At 40.8% G+C, this 17,360-nt stretch carries 13 protein-coding genes; 6 read left to right on the top strand and 7 right to left on the bottom strand.

All coding sequences use genetic code 11. From position 1 onward, the window contains the following. The first annotated feature begins 71 nt into the window (after nt 1–71). Together ubiE and porT are read left to right on the top strand one after the other, a co-directional pair. A complete protein-coding gene (ubiE, locus tag AC1W6K_RS06225) occupies nt 72–836 on the top strand; it encodes a bifunctional demethylmenaquinone methyltransferase/2-methoxy-6-polyprenyl-1,4-benzoquinol methylase UbiE (RefSeq protein ID WP_481946831.1) in 765 nt (254 codons plus the stop codon). Next, the gene (gene porT, locus AC1W6K_RS06230) at nt 757–1,509 is read left to right on the top strand and encodes a type IX secretion/gliding motility protein PorT/SprT (RefSeq protein WP_481946832.1); all 753 of its coding nucleotides are present in this window, start codon (nt 757–759) and stop codon (nt 1,507–1,509) included. Before ubiE ends, porT begins: the two co-directional genes overlap by 80 nt. Here the strand turns inward: porT and AC1W6K_RS06235 are convergent, their stop codons facing one another. After that, nucleotides 1,510–2,415 carry a DUF4249 domain-containing protein gene (locus tag AC1W6K_RS06235; protein WP_481946833.1) on the bottom strand — a complete coding sequence of 302 codons (906 nt, stop codon included), beginning with the start codon at nt 2,413–2,415 and terminating at the stop codon, nt 1,510–1,512. It lies immediately after the preceding gene. Between the two features lies 1 nt (nt 2,416). Beyond that, nucleotides 2,417–4,792: a TonB-dependent receptor gene (locus AC1W6K_RS06240; protein WP_481946834.1), complete on the bottom strand. Its 2,376-nt coding sequence runs from the start codon at nt 4,790–4,792 to the stop codon at nt 2,417–2,419. Nucleotides 4,793–4,940: 148 nt separating this feature from the next. On the opposite strand from AC1W6K_RS06240, the gene AC1W6K_RS06245 reads away from it, so the two are divergent. Together AC1W6K_RS06245 and nagB are read left to right on the top strand one after the other, a co-directional pair. Then, a complete protein-coding gene (locus AC1W6K_RS06245; protein ID WP_481720137.1) occupies nt 4,941–5,159 on the top strand; it encodes a helix-turn-helix domain-containing protein in 219 nt (72 codons plus the stop codon). A 3-nt stretch (nt 5,160–5,162) separates the two neighbouring features. Then, nucleotides 5,163–7,064, top strand: coding sequence for a glucosamine-6-phosphate deaminase (gene nagB / locus AC1W6K_RS06250; RefSeq protein WP_481946835.1), 1,902 nt, complete (start codon nt 5,163–5,165; stop codon nt 7,062–7,064). On the opposite strand, the gene AC1W6K_RS06255 is transcribed toward nagB, so the two are convergent. The 5 genes from AC1W6K_RS06255 to AC1W6K_RS06275 all read right to left on the bottom strand — a co-directional run bounded on the left by AC1W6K_RS06255 (nt 7,061) and on the right by AC1W6K_RS06275 (nt 15,692). After that, on the bottom strand, nt 7,061–9,982 hold the full coding sequence (locus tag AC1W6K_RS06255) for an FAD-binding and (Fe-S)-binding domain-containing protein (protein WP_481946836.1): 2,922 nt from the start codon (nt 9,980–9,982) through the stop codon (nt 7,061–7,063). The two genes, nagB and AC1W6K_RS06255, sit on opposite strands and share 4 nt — an antisense overlap. Nucleotides 9,983–9,994: 12 nt before the next feature. Further along, nucleotides 9,995–10,621 carry a lysoplasmalogenase gene (locus AC1W6K_RS06260; protein WP_481946837.1) on the bottom strand — a complete coding sequence of 209 codons (627 nt, stop codon included), beginning with the start codon at nt 10,619–10,621 and terminating at the stop codon, nt 9,995–9,997. Beyond that, nucleotides 10,614–11,570, bottom strand: a complete 957-nt coding sequence (locus AC1W6K_RS06265) for a glycosyltransferase family 2 protein (RefSeq protein ID WP_481946838.1) — start codon at nt 11,568–11,570, stop codon at nt 10,614–10,616. Before AC1W6K_RS06265 ends, AC1W6K_RS06260 begins: the two co-directional genes overlap by 8 nt. 3 nt (nt 11,571–11,573) lie before the next feature. Beyond that, on the bottom strand, nt 11,574–13,163 hold the full coding sequence (locus AC1W6K_RS06270; protein WP_481946839.1) for a glycosyltransferase family 39 protein: 1,590 nt from the start codon (nt 13,161–13,163) through the stop codon (nt 11,574–11,576). Between the two features lie 81 nt (nt 13,164–13,244). Then, complete coding sequence (locus AC1W6K_RS06275; RefSeq protein WP_481720125.1) at nt 13,245–15,692, bottom strand: ribonucleoside-diphosphate reductase subunit alpha; 2,448 nt, start codon at nt 15,690–15,692, stop codon at nt 13,245–13,247. Nucleotides 15,693–16,211: 519 nt separating this feature from the next. On the opposite strand from AC1W6K_RS06275, the gene AC1W6K_RS06280 reads away from it, so the two are divergent. Continuing rightward, on the top strand, nt 16,212–16,454 hold the full coding sequence (locus AC1W6K_RS06280) for a type B 50S ribosomal protein L31 (RefSeq protein WP_481720123.1): 243 nt from the start codon (nt 16,212–16,214) through the stop codon (nt 16,452–16,454). 69 nt (nt 16,455–16,523) lie between these two features. After that, the coding region (locus AC1W6K_RS06285) for a hypothetical protein (protein ID WP_481946840.1) at nt 16,524–17,360 on the top strand (837 nt) is incomplete at its 3' end.

The raw sequence follows: 17,360 nt of genomic DNA on the forward strand, positions 1-17,360 counted from the left end.
AATAAAATTGGTATTTTTGCCTGAACAATTACGGCCCGAATCGGTTAGTAATTGGTAAATCAACACACTTTATGGTCGTACCTTATAAAAACCAGAACAAGGGCAAAAAAGAGCAAGTTGCCGACATGTTCAATTCAATTTCCCCTAAATACGATTTTCTGAATCATTTACTTAGTGGTGGAATTGATATTATTTGGCGCAAAAAGGCTATCAAATTACTGAAAGACAAAGGCATCAAAAGTGTACTTGACATCGCGACCGGAACTGGAGATTTCGCGATCGAAGCACTCAAAATAAACCCCGATAAGATTGTGGGCGTAGACATCTCTGCCGGTATGCTCGCATTCGGGAAAGAGAAAATCAAAAAACTTGGCCTAGAAGATAAGATAACCTTACAGATGGGAGACTCTGAAAAACTACCCTTTTCAGACAATAGTTTCGATGCCATCATCGTTAGTTTTGGTGTGCGTAATTATGAAAACTTAGAAAAGGGCCTGACAGATATGTTGCGCGTTTTAAAATCGGATGGATATTGTGTGATTTTGGAATTTTCAAATCCACGCAGCTTTCCGATGAAGCAATTATATTCGTTCTATTCAAATTACTGTTTACCGCTTTTAGGCAAGCTTATTTCAAAAGATCCAGCAGCGTATACCTATTTGCCTGAATCCGTTGAAGCATTTCCAGATGGACCAAATTTTATATCCATTTATGAAAAAGTTGGCTTCATCAAGACCAATTGGATTCCCATGACCGGTGGTATTTGCTCCATTTATTTGGGCAGAAAAGCCCCCAAAGATAAACCAATCAAAACTCCAAAAATTGAAGCGGCATAAGCTTATTTTTAGCCTAATTTTTAGTTTAAGTATGTTTGCTGGCTTAGCGCAACAGAAAAAATACACGCGCGTTTTTCATGAATTTTATGATGAAAAACCACTGCATTTTGGGTTTTTATTTGGCTTTGCCTCTTCGAATTTTAATCTAAGTACCCGAGCAGAATTACCCACTGGAACCTACCTGTATTCCCCTCGAAATTTCGGATTTCAAATTGGCGGTCTTGCAAATTATGCATTAAGCCCACATTGGGAGGTAAAATCAGGGGTCAATATTGCCTTGTATGATCGGCAGTTAAGTTTAGATGCGGGCGGCACCGTTCCAGAAGTTTTAACTCGTGAATCAACATGGTTGGAAATCCCCGCACTCATCAAATACCGCTCAATCCGACGAAAAAATCACCGTGTTTACATGACAGGAGGACTAAAATTTGGTATTGAGGCAAATGTTAAGAAAAAAAGCTCTGCATTGACAACAAACATAGCTGACCTATCCCTTGAATACGGAATTGGTCTTGAGCAATTCTTTCAGTTTTTTAAGTTTACGCCAGAGATACGCTTTTCACATGGGTTGGTCAATATGTATTCTGCTCCAGGAAGAGCGGGAACACCATGGTATATGAATGTGAATAACCTGAAGACCCATTCGGTAGGTCTAATCATCAACTTTGAATAACTAAGGCAAATCTTTTCTCGCCTTAGTTGGGTCAATGACCGTTACCAACGTAGAGACAGCTGAAGCTCCAAACCAACCAGAACCCTGTAGATTTGAGTTTTTATTCGTGTTCACAAAATTCGTGGGTATATTCGCTGCAGGACGTGCAAAAAGCCCCGCATTATTTAATTCCAAACGTGCCTGGGAGTAAAAACTGAATTGATCTAACGAAATAGAATACAACTCTAATTTAAGTTTGTCGTTGGCCACGTACAATTCCGGATTAATGGCCCGACGAATCGGAAGATTAAACATTAAACCATCAGTACCACTAACTTTTTGCAAAGCTGAGTCATAAAAAACCAATAAATCAGAAGTAGCATTAAAGAGTTTACCATTTTTATAGAACTTCAAGCGGTAACAATTACCCTCACCTTTCAAATCATTTCCAAAAAAACGAGCCTCAAAACCCTCTTTAGGCTTTCCTTCGCCCGTTTGACCCGGATTTGCAGTGGCTTTCTTGTACGCAATTGAATCAATGGGCGGTACGGGATTCATTTTAGCCGACGCAATAAATGTATCGCTTCCTGTTTTGACTGTCAACTGATACGTCCGACCCACTTGGCCTAATCGTCTAGTTGAATCAGCAGGGGCCCAAACGTAAAGACCTGGAGTTTGCGTGCTTTCCACAAAACGGTATTCATTCGCCGAATCATCTTTCACAATGACCTCAGCAGCTCTGATGGCTTGAGCAGGTCCATTATCGAAAAAATCTTGTGAGCGTGTTAATGTAATTTTCTGCGTGCCTGGAAGATTGGTCAGGGTCGACTCCACAACCAAAAAACGATCAGATTGAGGACTTTCTAAAGTCACAATATCCTCGCAAGAGAATAAAAATAGGGATAGCAATAGAATGAGATAGCGCATCTTAAAACGTAAAATTATAGGTGACAGCCGGAACAAACGAACCAATGATAGATAATTGAACAGCCTCTGTTTTCATGGTATTCGTTTCGTTAGGCTGCGTATAAATTGAAAAAGGATTTCGTTTGTTGTACACATTATACACAGAAAAAACCCACTCAGAAGAACCCTTACCAAATAAGGCTTTCTTGTTTTTCTTAGTCGCTGAAAAATCCAATCGATGGTAATCTGGAACCCGAATATTTCCGCGTGTTCCCGGAAGCGTTTGCGGATAAGCAATTCCCTCGAATATGTATTTCTGAGAAGGAATTGAATAAGGAACGCCCGTTATATAGGCAAAATTGGCACCAAATGACCATTTGGCCGACAACGTATATTGTCCTACAATATTCAATGTATGCGTACGGTCATAGCGATTTACATACCATTTATCGTTGTTCAATCCTTCAATTAAACGCTCTGATCTGGCCAACGTATAACTGACCCAACCCGTTAGCTTACCCACATTCTTTTTCACATAAAATTCGGCTCCATAGGCGCGACCTTTGCCAAAAAGCAAATCCTTTTCAAACAAGGGATTCAAAAACAAATTCGCACGATCTGCATAATCAATCTGATTCTGCATTTCCTTATAATATACCTCAACAGATGTCTCATAATCATTGCCACTTTCGCCTAAATTCTTGAACAAGCCTAACGCAACCTGATCCGCAATTTGAGGTTTGATGTTATTTGTAGACGAAGTCCAAACATCCAAAGGTGTAGATGCAGCTGTGTTAGACATTAAATGCACATATTGCGCCAAGCGATTATAGGAGGCCTTGAAAGAAGAATTCTCCCCCACTTTCAAGTTCATCGCAAAACGAGGCTCCCAATTTCCATAATTCGCCACTGAGGCAGTTGGCGCAATCTGAATAGGCTTCAACGTAAATGAAGTCGGATTCTCAATACTAGCAGGCACTGAAATTCGCTCATAATATACGCCATCATCGCTTCGGTAATCATAATTTGAATAGCGAATGCCGTATTGAACGGAAAGGCGAGGACTTAATCTCCATTCATCACCAACATAAGCAGATAATTCCACACCACTTTTATTTGACTGACCAAACTCACGTCTATCCCCATTCGATGAAGCAACCGCTTTGCCTGGAGAAAATTGATATGTCAAAACCTGTGCCCCAAACGTTAAGGTATTATCTGGCGTTAGGTAATACGTGAAGTCAGGTTTGAAACTTAAGTTTTCAATATTCGATGTCCAACGAAAGGCATCCGTTGGACGCTTATTTTTTAAATCAGAATCCAATAAATAATCATAATTACTGTAAAAAGCAGTTGCATTTAAGAACAACTTATTCGAGAAGACGTGGTTCCAACGCGCCGAAATTGTGCTATTACCCCAATTGAATCCAAAGCCCGTTCCAAAAACATCCCTTCCGAAATAACCCGATAAGAATACCGTATTCTTTGAATTGATGTTGTAATTCACTTTGGCGGTTAAATCATAAAAATTAAACGCCGCATCTGCATTGTTCCCCGTTAAAAACGGTTTAGCCAAAACATCAATGTAGGAACGTCTCGCAGCCACAATAAATGAAGCCTTATCTTTAATCAAGGGTGCCTCAATTGAAATTCGAGAAAAAATAACCCCAATTCCACCGTTAACCTCAAGTTTTTTGGCATTACCCTCCTTCATTTTAACATCAAGAATAGATGATACACGACCACCGTATTGAGATGGAATGCCGCCTTTGAATAACTTCACATCCTTAACTGCATCTGGATTAAATACGGAGAAAAAACCAAACAAATGAGATGAATTATATACGGGAGCATCATCGAGTAAAACTAAGTTTTGATCCACCCCACCACCACGGACATTGAAACCTGATGCGCCTTCGCCAACAGTTGAAACGCCTGGCAATAATTGAATCGCACGAACTAAGTCAACCTCGCCCAACAAAGCAGGAATCTTCCGAATGGTCTTTATGTCAATTTTGTTTACTGACATTTCAATACCCTTGACATTCTCGTCTAAAGAATTGGCTAAAACCCTAACCTCAGCCAATTCATTCGAAGCAGGAACTAATTCGATATTTAAGGTTTGATTCTTGGAGGAAAAAGTAACTTTTCGCTCTTCCTTCACATACCCAGACGAAGAAAAAACTAAGGTAAAATCACCCGGCTGCACCGACAAACTAAAGAAACCGTATGTGTTAGTCACATTACCAGTCTTTAATTCCTTGATGTAAATGCTCGCTCCGATGATACCTTCGCCACTCGAGGCATCTTTAATATACCCACTCAGCGTTGCCTTTTGGGCAAACGAGGAGAAAGCAACGAGTAAAAAAATAAAAACGGAGAGTATTCGAAAATTCATGAAATTAAATATAAGGAACAAAGATAACGCCAAAAATACAAAATTGTTGTATTAAGGATTTTTATAGAATAATCGGTAATATAATTCCATTATGTTTTTTAAATAAGTTTTTTTTGTAATTTGTTCCAATAAGCAACTAGACCAACGCATGGACTTGAAAATTTTTGGAAAAATTATACGTGAAAAAAGAAATAACCTCAACTTACGCCAGGAGGAGTTAAGTGAAAAAAGTGGTGTAGCAATCAAAACGATTCATTCAATTGAACTTGGAAAAGGGAATCCAGCCATCAAAACTATTTTACGCATATTTAACATACTCGAACTCGATTTCATCGTTGTCTCGGCCAAAACTATTGTAAATCAATAAATTATGGAACAAGCCATTAGTTTCGAACGGGTACCCACCCACATTTTCGACGATTCAGAAAAAGCATCTAAGGCGGTTGCACATGAAATCGGCGCACTGATTAGACAGCAGAATCAGGAGAAAAAACCTACTGTACTGGGATTGGCCACTGGATCTTCTCCTAAGAAAGTCTATCAGGAATTAATTCGTCTCCATAAAGAAGAAGGTTTAAGTTTCAAGAACGTTTACACCTTTAATTTGGATGAATACTATCCGATGGAGCCGGATTCCGTGCAAAGTTATACGCGCTTCATGAAAGAGCAATTATTTGATCAAGTGGATATACCGGTAACAAATTACCATATTCCTGATGGGACTCTTGCCTACGATAAAATTCCAGAGTTTTGTAGAGACTACGAGGAGAAAATCGAGAAACTAGGCGGGTTTGATTTCTATTTATTAGGTATTGGACGCAACGGACACATTGGTTTCAATGAACCAGGCTCCATTATTACCTCTAAAACACGTTTAATGACGCTCGACATCCTAACGAAAATCGATGCCGCGATTGACTTTGGTGGATTAGAAAAAGTACCCAAAAAAGCTATCACGCTTGGAATCGACAAAATCATGCATGCCAAACGTATCGTTTTGCTCGCATGGGGAGAGCATAAAGCGGAAAGCGTTGCTCGGGCTGTTGAAGGACCTGTTACCTCCGAAATTCCCGCTTCCTATTTACAACAACATCCAAATACAACCTTCATTTTAGACGAAACGGCTGCCTCTTTATTGACACGAATTAAAACACCATGGGTCGTTGATTCTGTTACTTGGGATCGCAACATGATTAAAAAAGCCGTAACACACTTATCGTTAACGTTGAACAAACCCGTTCTTAAACTAACCACAAAGGATTATAATGAGCAGGGAATGTCAGAATTACTATCCCTTTACGGACAGTCACACGAAATCAATATTGAAGTATTCAATTACTTACAGCATACAATAACTGGTTGGCCCGGTGGCAAACCCAATGCCGACGATACCCATCGGCCGGAACGAGCCTTTCCTGCGCGTAAAAAAGTCATTATTTTTAGCCCCCATCCGGACGATGACATCATCTCCATGGGGGGAACTTTTCAGCGCTTACACGACCAAGGCCACGATGTGCATGTCGTTTATCAGACATCGGGAAACATCGCGGTGGCGGATGATGAAGCGCTCCGATTTGCTGAATTTGTGATAGATTTCAACGAAAAATTTGAAAGCAGAAATGCCAAGACAAATAAGATCTACAAGGAATCCGTTAAGTTTCTCAAAGGAAAACGTGACTCCGAAGTAGACATTGAATCCGTTCGCAAGATCAAAGGACTCATTCGTCAAGGTGAAGCAAAAAATACGTGTCGCTTCGTAGGCATAAAAAGAGAGAATGCACATTTCTTAAATATGCCATTCTACGAAACCGGGACTATCCGTAAAAAGCCTTTAACAGAACCGGATATTCAATTAATCATGGACATCATCGAGGAGATTCAGCCACACCAAATCTACGCCGCAGGCGATTTGGCAGACCCACATGGAACGCACAAAGTGTGCCTAGACGCTATTTTCGAGGCGATTACGCGCTTGAAACACAGGGAATACATGAAAAATTGTTGGGTTTGGTTATACAAAGGAGCCTGGGCAGAATGGGATATCGACCAAATTGAAATGGCCGTACCTATGTCGCCAGATCAGGTGTTCAAAAAACGTATGGGCATTTTCAAACATCAATCCCAAAAAGATGGAGTGGTTTTCCAAGGGGAAGATTCACGCGAATTTTGGCAACGTGCCGAAGAACGTAACCGGGGCACCGCAGAACTGTATAATAAATTAGGCCTCGCCGAATACGAGGCCATGGAGGCTTTTGTTCGCTGGCGTTTTTAAGCCAGTGCCTCAAATAATATCTCGGCGGTATGCTTCGCGTGGCGTTGCGTACCGTCGTGAATTTGATGACGGCAACTTGTCCCAGACGCCACAATTTCAACCTCTGGCCCTTGCGCACGCACCGTTGGGAACAATACTAATTCCCCAATTTGCATCGACAAATCATAATGCTCTTTCTCATATCCAAACGAACCTGCCATTCCACAACATCCCGAAGGGATTAATTGAACCTCAAAATTTACCGGTAATGACAAGGCTTTTTTAGCGGACACTAAGGAGCTCATGGATTTTTGTTGGCAATGTCCATGCAACTTCAACAAGCGTTTATCTGCTTTAAATAACGATTTATCAATCCGCTTTGCATCTGCTTCACGTGCAATAAACTCCTCTAATAAAAGTACATTTTTACTTAAATCTTGGGCTTTTGTTAGCCAAGCATCGGAAACTAAATCCGGATATTCATCTCGGAAGGTTAAAATGGCTGATGGCTCAATTCCTACTAACGGAATGTCTTCTGTTACAAGCTCTGCCCATAATTCCACATTCGCCTGAGCTAATTTACGTGCCTCATCTAGCATGCCTTTCGACAAGAACGATCGACCCGAAATCGGATGCGCCATCGTGCGAACTTCGTATCCTAAAGCTTCTAGCAATAAAACGGCTTTCCGCCCTACCTCAGCATCGTTATAGTTGGTGAACTCATCCACAAACAAATAAACGGCCTTCATAGAATCAATCGATTTTCGCCCTTTCAACCAAGAGCGAAGTGATTGCTTCGCAAGCCAAGGCATCGTGCGGTCAGGATGGAAGCCGACTAGTTGGTTCGATATACGACGCAAAAACGGCGTACCCATAACCGCGTTATATAGTGCAGGAACATACGAAGCTAGGGAAGAAATGGTTGCGAAATGGCCAACTAGCCAGCTGCGCAAAGGCGTACCATTTTCTTTTTGGTATTGATATAAAAACTCCATTTTCAGCTTGGCCACATCGACATTGGAAGGACATTCGGACTTACATCCCTTACAAGCCAAACATAAATCCATTACTTCTTTAATCTCTTTATGATTAAAGCGATTTGGCTGCGTAGAGCGAGTCAAAAACTCACGCAAGATATTGGCACGTGCGCGCGTCGTTTCTTTTTCATTGCGGGTAGCCATGAATGAAGGGCACATGGTTCCCCCTGAGATAGGCGTTTTCCGGCAATCCCCCGAACCATTACATTGTTCAGCGTGCTGCAAGATATCTTGCCCTTCATAGCGGAAAGCAGTGTTAAACTCGGGAGTTTGTTGGCCCGCCTCATACCGCAAAAATGTATCCATCGGCGGGGTATCCACGATCTTATTGGGATTGAAAATACCCTTGGGATCCCACCAAGATTTTAAATCCCGCATTAATTGGTAGTTGGCCTCACCCACCATCCACGGAATAAATTCTCCACGTAAACGGCCATCTCCATGTTCACCTGAAAGCGAACCTTGATATTTTTTAACCAAACGCGCAATCTCTTCAGCAATATGGCGAAACTGTTTGTGGCCTTCTTCTGTCTTTAAATTAATAATCGGGCGCAAGTGTAATTCGCCTGAACCTGCATGTGCATAGTGCACACAGTATAAATTATTGGCCGTTAAAATCTCATTAAATTCGGCGATAAATGCAGGTAAATCATTTACATCGACCGCGGTATCTTCAATCACTGCAACTGCTTTTTCGTCACCTGGAAGATTAGAAAGCAAGCCTAAACCTGCCTTACGCAAATCCCAAACCTTCTTTACATCACCTCCCGTTATATAAGGAAAATGATACCCAAAGCCTGCTGCGCGCATCGCTTTCTCAACTTCCTGCGCTTGTTTGGCTAAACTTTCCGCATCTTCTGCACGTAACTCCACCACCAAAATCGCGCCTGGATCGCCTTCAACAAAGAAGCGATTTTGACTTTGTGCAGCATTTGCTTTGGTGCATTCTAAAATATAATGATCCATCAATTCAGAGGCTGATGGATTAAATTGCAATGCGATCAGATTTGCCCGAAGCGCTTCATCTATGGTATTAAAATGCGCACAAACCAATCCCAAATGTGCAGGAGGCAACGGATCTACGTGTAATTTAATACGCGTAGCAAAACAGAGCGTACCCTCTGAGCCAGCTAATAAATTACAAAAATTAAACGTTGGTTTACCAGCAATAAATGCATTGGAATTCAACAACATGTCAACTGCATATCCTGTGTTCCGACGCTTAATACTTGGCTTAGGGAATTCAGACTGAATATTTTTTTGATTTTCTGGGTCAGATAAAGCGGCTAATGTTTGGGTGTAAATAGTATGCAAGCGACTCCCAGCTGGCAACTGCTTTAAAGTCTCAAACGGATCTTCTGATTCAAATGTCACAAAAGTTCCATCGGATAAATAACCTTCAACAGCCAAAACATGGTCGCGCGTTGACCCATAAACCACAGAATTTGAGCCACAGGCATTATTTCCTAGCATCCCTCCGATCATCGCACGATTAGCCGTAGATGTTTCTGGACCGAAAAATAAACCATGCTTTTTCAACTCAACATTCAACACATCACGTACGACACCGGGCTCAACCCACACATAGGATTCCTCCTTATTTACTTCAAGAATGCGATTGAAAAATTTAGAAACGTCCACTACCAGACCGGAACCAACAACCTGGCCAGCTAATGAGGTACCGGCCGTACGGGGAATCAAGGAGATTTGATGTGCATCAGCAAATGAAATCAAGGTTTGAAGATCCGCCTGCGTTTCAGGTATCGCAACACCGAGTGGCATTTCACGATAGGCTGATGCATCCGTAGCATACAAGGTCCGCATCACGGTATCCGTAAAAAGGCTTCCTTGTAATTTTTCAGATAAATCTGCTAATACAGATGCTACTTCCTCCTTGATCATAAAAATCTAAAATTAAAAAACAGATTGTAATTTACGTAAACGAGTAATAAGTAACAATTGCGCCAATATATACGTACTCATCACCCAGAATGAATTCCCCGGAATCGCATAATAAAACTTGCCTAAAGCCAATAAACTATCAGAAATTACAAAAAACAAGGCCCCAAAAAAGATTACCTTATCCCCCATTTTAATTCCAAAATATAGCATCGCCCCAAGTGCAACCGCATAGACTAGTACCGGAAAACGTAATGCCTCAGACAAATGGGGCCATAAAAAAGAAAGCAAACTTACCACGTAGACCATAATAGCACCCAGTGACCAATGCCAAAACTGACTTGTGTGCACATGAAACAAGCGAATATAGGCAAATTGCATAATCAAAAAACTTCCCAAACCTAACTGAAAAAACAAGGGATTATCACCCGGGAGAAGTAAAAAAACATCTCCCAACCAAGCAAACAATAGAACAACTAATAAAGTTTTCGATTCTAAACCCGCAAACCCAGCTAAGAGTAGCATCAATAAGGGTTTGGTCACATAGCGAGCTTCAGGAAATACCCAAGGTGCCAAAAGCTCTAGGACAGCATCCACATAAAATAAGCGTAAGCACCATTCCGATAGCCCCATCTTATTCATCTAGGTATTTTCCAGCACAAATTTCTTTTTCGATAATGAAGTTAGGCCGACTCTTTGACTGGAAGAAAATACGTAAAATATACTCCCCAAGTACACCAATTGCCATTAATTGAATTCCGCCAAACAAGATAATTACAAAAAGCAAAGCAGTAAAACCTTCAATAACTTGATCAAAAAACATTTTTTTCACCACAACAAAAATCAAATAAATCACCGAAGAAACAATTGCGAACCCTCCTAAAGAGGTGACAAACTTGATTGGAAATTCACTGAAATTATAGATGCCATTTAAAGCGAGCTGTACTAATTTACTGAATGAATATTTGGAATCTCCAGAAGCCCGCTCTTGCCGGTCGTAAGCTATACCAATTTGCTTAAAGCCAATCCAGGTACGCATCCCACGGATGAAACGGCTCTCCTCAGGCATTTTATTAAGCACATTAACCACACGCCGACTCATAAATGAGAAATCACCGCTGTCCAACGGAATATCTATGTTGGCAATTTTCTTCAAAATTCGATAAAAAATAAAATAAGCAAAACGCTTATAAAACACCTCTTTCCGTTTCTCACGCACAGCATAAACAACATCATATCCCTCTTGAAATTTGGCATAAAACGTATCTAATAATTCAGGTGGATCTTGCAAATCCCCATCCAATACAAATACACCTTCAGACCCCCGTGCAACCGAAAGACCTGCCGTAAGGGCCAGTTGGTGACCATGATTACGCGACAACAAAACAACATGGAAACGTGGATCACTCAAGGCTAATTGCTGTAACATGGTGCGGGAGTTATCCCGACTGCCATCATCGATTAACACCGCCTCCAAGTTTATGGCTGATTGATCCATGATCTTCACAAGCCGGTCGGCCAACATAGGAAGATTACTTTCTTCGTTGTAGACAGGAATAACAAATGAAACTTGGGGTGTCGAATTAGGCATAAATTAATAGCGGTATTTACCTTGTTTAAAATCAAAAATCAGAACTTCTGTCCCATTTTTGCGCTTTAAAATTACGGAATCTTTTCGCAGCGTATCAATTCGTTGGATAAATTTATCTGAAGGCGATAAATACAAATTTACTAATTGCGCATCTGCGACATTGTAAGCTCCTCCTGCCAAATGCTTCGAATTCAAAAAATTAGTGACTTTCGATGGATAAAGTATCGTATCTCCTTCCGCATATTGGGCATGTAATTTATCAGCAATACGTATATAAGGATTCCCAATTCGCCCCACGGACGATGTGTATTTCTGAGGTTTGTCCTCATAAAGTGGTAGAAATGCAAAAATTAAAAAATAGGCTTGAATAAAAACAAACAAGCCTGCTATAAATCGAATCCAAATGGGTTTTTGAAATACAAATTCCATAAAACCCACCGAGATGAAAATACCAAAGGGCAAACCAAACCCTGCATACCGGATAAAGTACCCAGTAGTGGTACCCGCGTTTAGGGCCGTCGCAATCAATACACAAATAGGCAGCAAAATTTGAATCAAGCCAAAAATATAAAAGCGACGTTTCTCAGGATTGAAATCTTTTAGCCAGGTATATATTCCATAACCGAATAAAACTAAAGCTACTCCACCGAAACGGTAACCTTGTTTGGCATATAAATCATTCGTCCAAAAAAACAGATCGGACAATATCATTACGGTGCGCTTGAGTAGATTACTAAAATTAGCGGCTTCGATCCAACCAGGAATCGGGCCGTTGGCATTCAAGTAAGCTAAATACTGAGCTCCAGCATCCGCTTGATAAGCTAAAAAATAACGCCCGGGTCCTAAGGTCATCCAGCCAAGAAAAGGAATGATAATTACGACTGCGCCTATACTTAGGCGCGTCCATATTTCCTTCGAACGCAAATTCAGGAGCGCATAAATCCCTTGCCCAACAAGAACCAGCGCGGTTAGATAGGTAGAAAAGAGTGCTAATATACTCGTCAATATCCAACCCGTTAAATCTTTAGATTTGATCCCTTGCTCACTTTTCGGGTGGATAAGTTTCCAGTAAAAGAAATTGGATGCCGTCGCGAAAAACATCGAAGTTGCATAATTACGGGCTTGTTGGCTATACACCACAAAAAACGGCTCAATCACCGCAAAAGCAAGCAGCGCAATCTGCCAAGTGATTTTGGGATAGATTTTTCTTGACCAAAAAAACATGAGCCAGACGGTCAGCATGTTAAAAAAGACGGATATACCTCGAACGGTTCCATCCCCTTTTCCGAAGAAAAATGTCACTATTTTAAGCAACAGGTCATGAACGAGACTATTTCCACTGACATCTCCACGGGCATCTGCATCCAACCATGCCTTTATCCCGCGAGGTGCCCAAAAATCTGCTGGAGTAAATGTCTTTCCGGGTTGCATCAAGTCACTCATCCCGCCGATATTTATATTCCCCACGGCAATCATCATGCTTTGTTTCTCGTCGCCGAAAAGGCTGTAGGAACCAATTTGGTAAACCCTCAAAACGAATCCGAGAATCATCAGGCCAAAAAAAGCTGAAACAAGAATCGTTTTATTCCCCATGATTATGGTTAGGTGGTTAAACACAAAAATCACTTAACTAGGCCGCTAAGTGATTTTTGCTATTTTATTCATTTGATTTTTTTATGATCCACATGCTTCACAAGCGTCTGGATTATCTAATGAACAGGTCATATCAGCTTTATTTTGATCATCATCTGTTGAGAACGAAGCCGCAGCCTGTGCCGCGTGAGCCGCGTACTGCAACTCGGTTTCGTTCACTTCATTTGTTTGCTCAATGGAAACTTCAGCTTGTTTTTCAATTGTAAACTTGATTGCATCCGCAGCTGCTTTGGTACGTAAGTAATACATACCAGTCTTTAAGCCAAGTTTCCACGCGTGGAAGTGCATCGAAGTTAATTTTCCAAAATTGACATCCTGAATGTGAATATTCAAACTTTGCGATTGACAGATATAAGCGCCGCGGTCTGCAGCCATCTCCAAGATTGTTTTTTGCTTAATCTCCCAAACAGTCTTATAAAGCTCTTTTAAATTTTGAGGAATTTCTGGGATACTTTGAACTGATCCGTTTGCTGAAATCAATTTGTTTTTCATTGAATCATTCCAAAGATTTAACTTAATCAAATCTTTTAACAAGTGCTTATTAACAATCGCAAATTCACCAGACAATACACGACGTGCATAGATGTTAGATGTATATGGTTCGAAACACTCATTATTTCCCAGGATCTGACTTGTAGAGGCCGTTGGCATCGGAGCTACTAACAACGAGTTACGCACCCCATGCTCCACAACATCACGACGCAATGTTTCCCAATCCCAGTTTCCTGAACTTGGTGTTACGTTCCACATATCAAACTGGAAAACACCTTTTGAAATTGGAGAACCCTCCCAAGTTGAGTATGGACCTTCTACTTTCGCCAATTCCATGGATGTTTCCATCGCAGCGTAATAGATTGTTTCAAAAATATCTTTATTCAATTGTTGCGCCTCCTCTGATTCAAACGGCATACGTAACATAATGAATACGTCTGCTAATCCTTGAACCCCTAAACCGATTGGGCGATGACGTAAGTTTGAATTACGCGCTTCTGGAACCGGGTAGTAGTTGACATCAATCACCTTATTCAAGTTGCGTGTCGCTACTTTTGTTACCTCATAAAGTCGCTTATGATCAAAAGCTGGTGTGCCTTCTTCGGTGGTATGAATAAATTTCGGTAACGCTAAAGAAGCTAAATTACAAACCGCTACCTCATCTTTTGACGTATATTCCATGATCTCCGTACACAAGTTCGAAGATTTGATGGTTCCTAAATTCTTTTGATTAGACTTATTGTTCGCATGATCCTTGTACAACATGTACGGAGTACCCGTTTCCGTTTGCGACTCTAATACTTTAAACCAAAGCTCCTGCGCTTTCACAACAGAGCGCGCTTTGCCTTCTAATTCATACTTAGTATATAATGCCTCAAACTCATCGCCGTATACGTCAGATAAACCTGGGCACTCATGCGGACAGAAAAGAGACCACTCTTCGTTGCTCTCTACACGCTTCATAAATAAATCCGGAATCCAAAGTGCGTAGAACAAATCACGCGCACGCATTTCTTCTTTTCCGTGGTTCTTTTTCAATTCCAAAAATTCGAATACATCCGCATGCCATGGCTCCAAGTAGATAGCGAAGGATCCTTTACGCTTTCCACCACCTTGGTCTACATAACGTGCCGTATCATTAAATACACGCAACATAGGAATAATCCCATTGGAAGTTCCGTTGGTTCCCTTGATGTATGAGCCCGTTGCACGGATATTATGAATGCTTAATCCTATACCTCCTGCAGACTGAGAAATTTTGGCTGTTTGCTTCAAGGTATCGTAGATTCCTTCGATGGAATCGTCCTGCACCGTTAGCAAGAAACATGAAGACATTTGGGGCTTCGGAGTACCTGCATTAAACAAGGTTGGCGTTGCGTGAGTAAACCAGCGCTCCGACAATAAATTATAGGTCTCAATAGCAGCTGCAATGTCTTTTCCGTGAATACCTACGGCAACACGCATCAACATGTGTTGTGGGCGCTCAGCGATTGCACCTTCCAGTTTTAAAAGATACGATTTCTCCAATGTTTTGAAGCCGAAGTAATCATATCCGAAATCGCGGTCATAAATAATTGCTTCATCTAACTCAACTGCATTCTTCTTGATAATGTCGTAAATCTCTTTAGATAACAAGGCTGCGTTTTGCCCAGTCTTAGGATCAACGTATGTGAATAAACGTTTCATGGTCGCAGAAAACGACTTTAACGTATTCTTGTGCAGATTTGATATCGCAATACGTGCTGCTAGAATGGCATAATCTGGGTGCTTTGTTGTCAGAGACGCTGCCGTTTCTGCTGCCAAATTATCCAATTCGGTCGTTTTAACCCCGTCATACAAACCTGAAATAACCTTTCGCGCAACCTCTAAAGGCTGAACGAAAAAGGGATCCAAGCTATAGCAAAGCTTTTCAATTCTGGCTGTGATTTTGTCAAACTTGACAGATTCGCGACGACCGTCTCTTTTAATTACGTACATGTGTTTCTTAAATAATAATATAAATTAAATACTTCATTTGCCATGAACAAAACTAAGGCAATAAAATTCCACCTGAGAAAAAAAATCTCTTTAAATCAGTCAATTGAACTACTTCAATTTGACTTATTGGCGGTTCTGTTTTATTGCTTTTTGGTTTGCCAAAAACTGAATCATTTTTGACTGCTTAGGCACTACGTAAAATTAGAAAAAATCACCTCCACGTGCAAACTATTTTTTGGCGAAAAACAAAAATAAATAACCCATATTTAAATTACCATATATAATTATTGGCTAGTCAAATCATTACGCCCGATGCATCTTAGAAAAGTACTAGAAAAATATTTTTTACTTTTTTATTTACTCCCATGAAAACCAAAAACTACAAAAATTTACTTATGAAAATATTTTGGTTTTAAAATCAAAAATGATAATTTTGCAACCCGATTAAAGAAGACTAATTCCCAAGAGTCTTTCACAGAACAAATAAACAGACGGCAGGGAATCGTCACGTATAAAGCCATGAAAAAAGACATACACCCAGAATACAAGCAAGTAGTATTCCACGATTTATCAGCTGATTATAAGTTTTTAACACGCTCGTGCGCGCAAACAACTGAAACAACTGAATTTGAAGGTGCTACATACCCGGTTTACAAGCTAGAAGTTTCATCTCAATCTCATCCTTTCTACACAGGAAAGAATGTATTGTTAGACACAACTGGACGTGTAGACAAATTCAACAAGCGTTACGCAAAGAACTAATCCTTCTTAAAGTATAAAGAAAAGCCTCTTCCATTTTTTGGTCGAGGCTTTTTTCGTTTAATTTGCGGTATGTGGAATACGAGCCAACTAATCAATGATCCTCTAATTGTACAGCAATTGTTGCCGCTAACGTATACACGTGAGCTGAAAGACTTTTTGCTAGGCATCAGCACCATCGAATCAAAGTGGCAGGCTGTTGCTACGAAACTACCAATAGACTGTTGGATTCTTGGATCTTGTTTACCCACGCTCGAATTCGTTGAGGCGTTGGCAGCGCTTGAACCAAACACATGCCTAATTTGGGAGGATCAATGGCTGGCATATCGATCCAGTAACCCCATAAATCCACGCACTTTATCCACAAAAAAGCTTGTAAATCAGCCTATTTTCATCGCCCACCCCGAAGACTTTATACAGGCCAACGACTACGCGCTACGAAACGAAATTCAACCCAATAACCGTTCGTTAACGGACTTTAAGGAATCCGGAACGACCTTAATAACACCTGAAAACTGTTACATAGACCCGAGTGCTATGCTAAACGGAAGCATACTAGACGCAAGTTTAGGTCCCATTTATATTGGCCAAAATGTTAATGTACAAATTGGGACACTTATCCAAGGACCTGCTGCCTTATTAGCCGGGTGCATAACCAATATTGGCGCAAAAATTCGCCCCAATACCACCATAGGTGAAAAATGTAAAGTTGGCGGCGAAATAAGCGCATCCATTATCTACCCATTCACCAATAAATCACATGATGGATTTTTAGGCAATTCCATACTCGGCTCCTACTGTAATTGGGGCGCCATGACCACCACGTCCAACGTCCGAAATGACTTACAGAAAGTAAACGTATATGATTATACGAAAATGGGTATGCGTGCAACTACGATCAAATCATTC

It is taken from the genome of Aquirufa sp. (assembly GCF_964796385.1).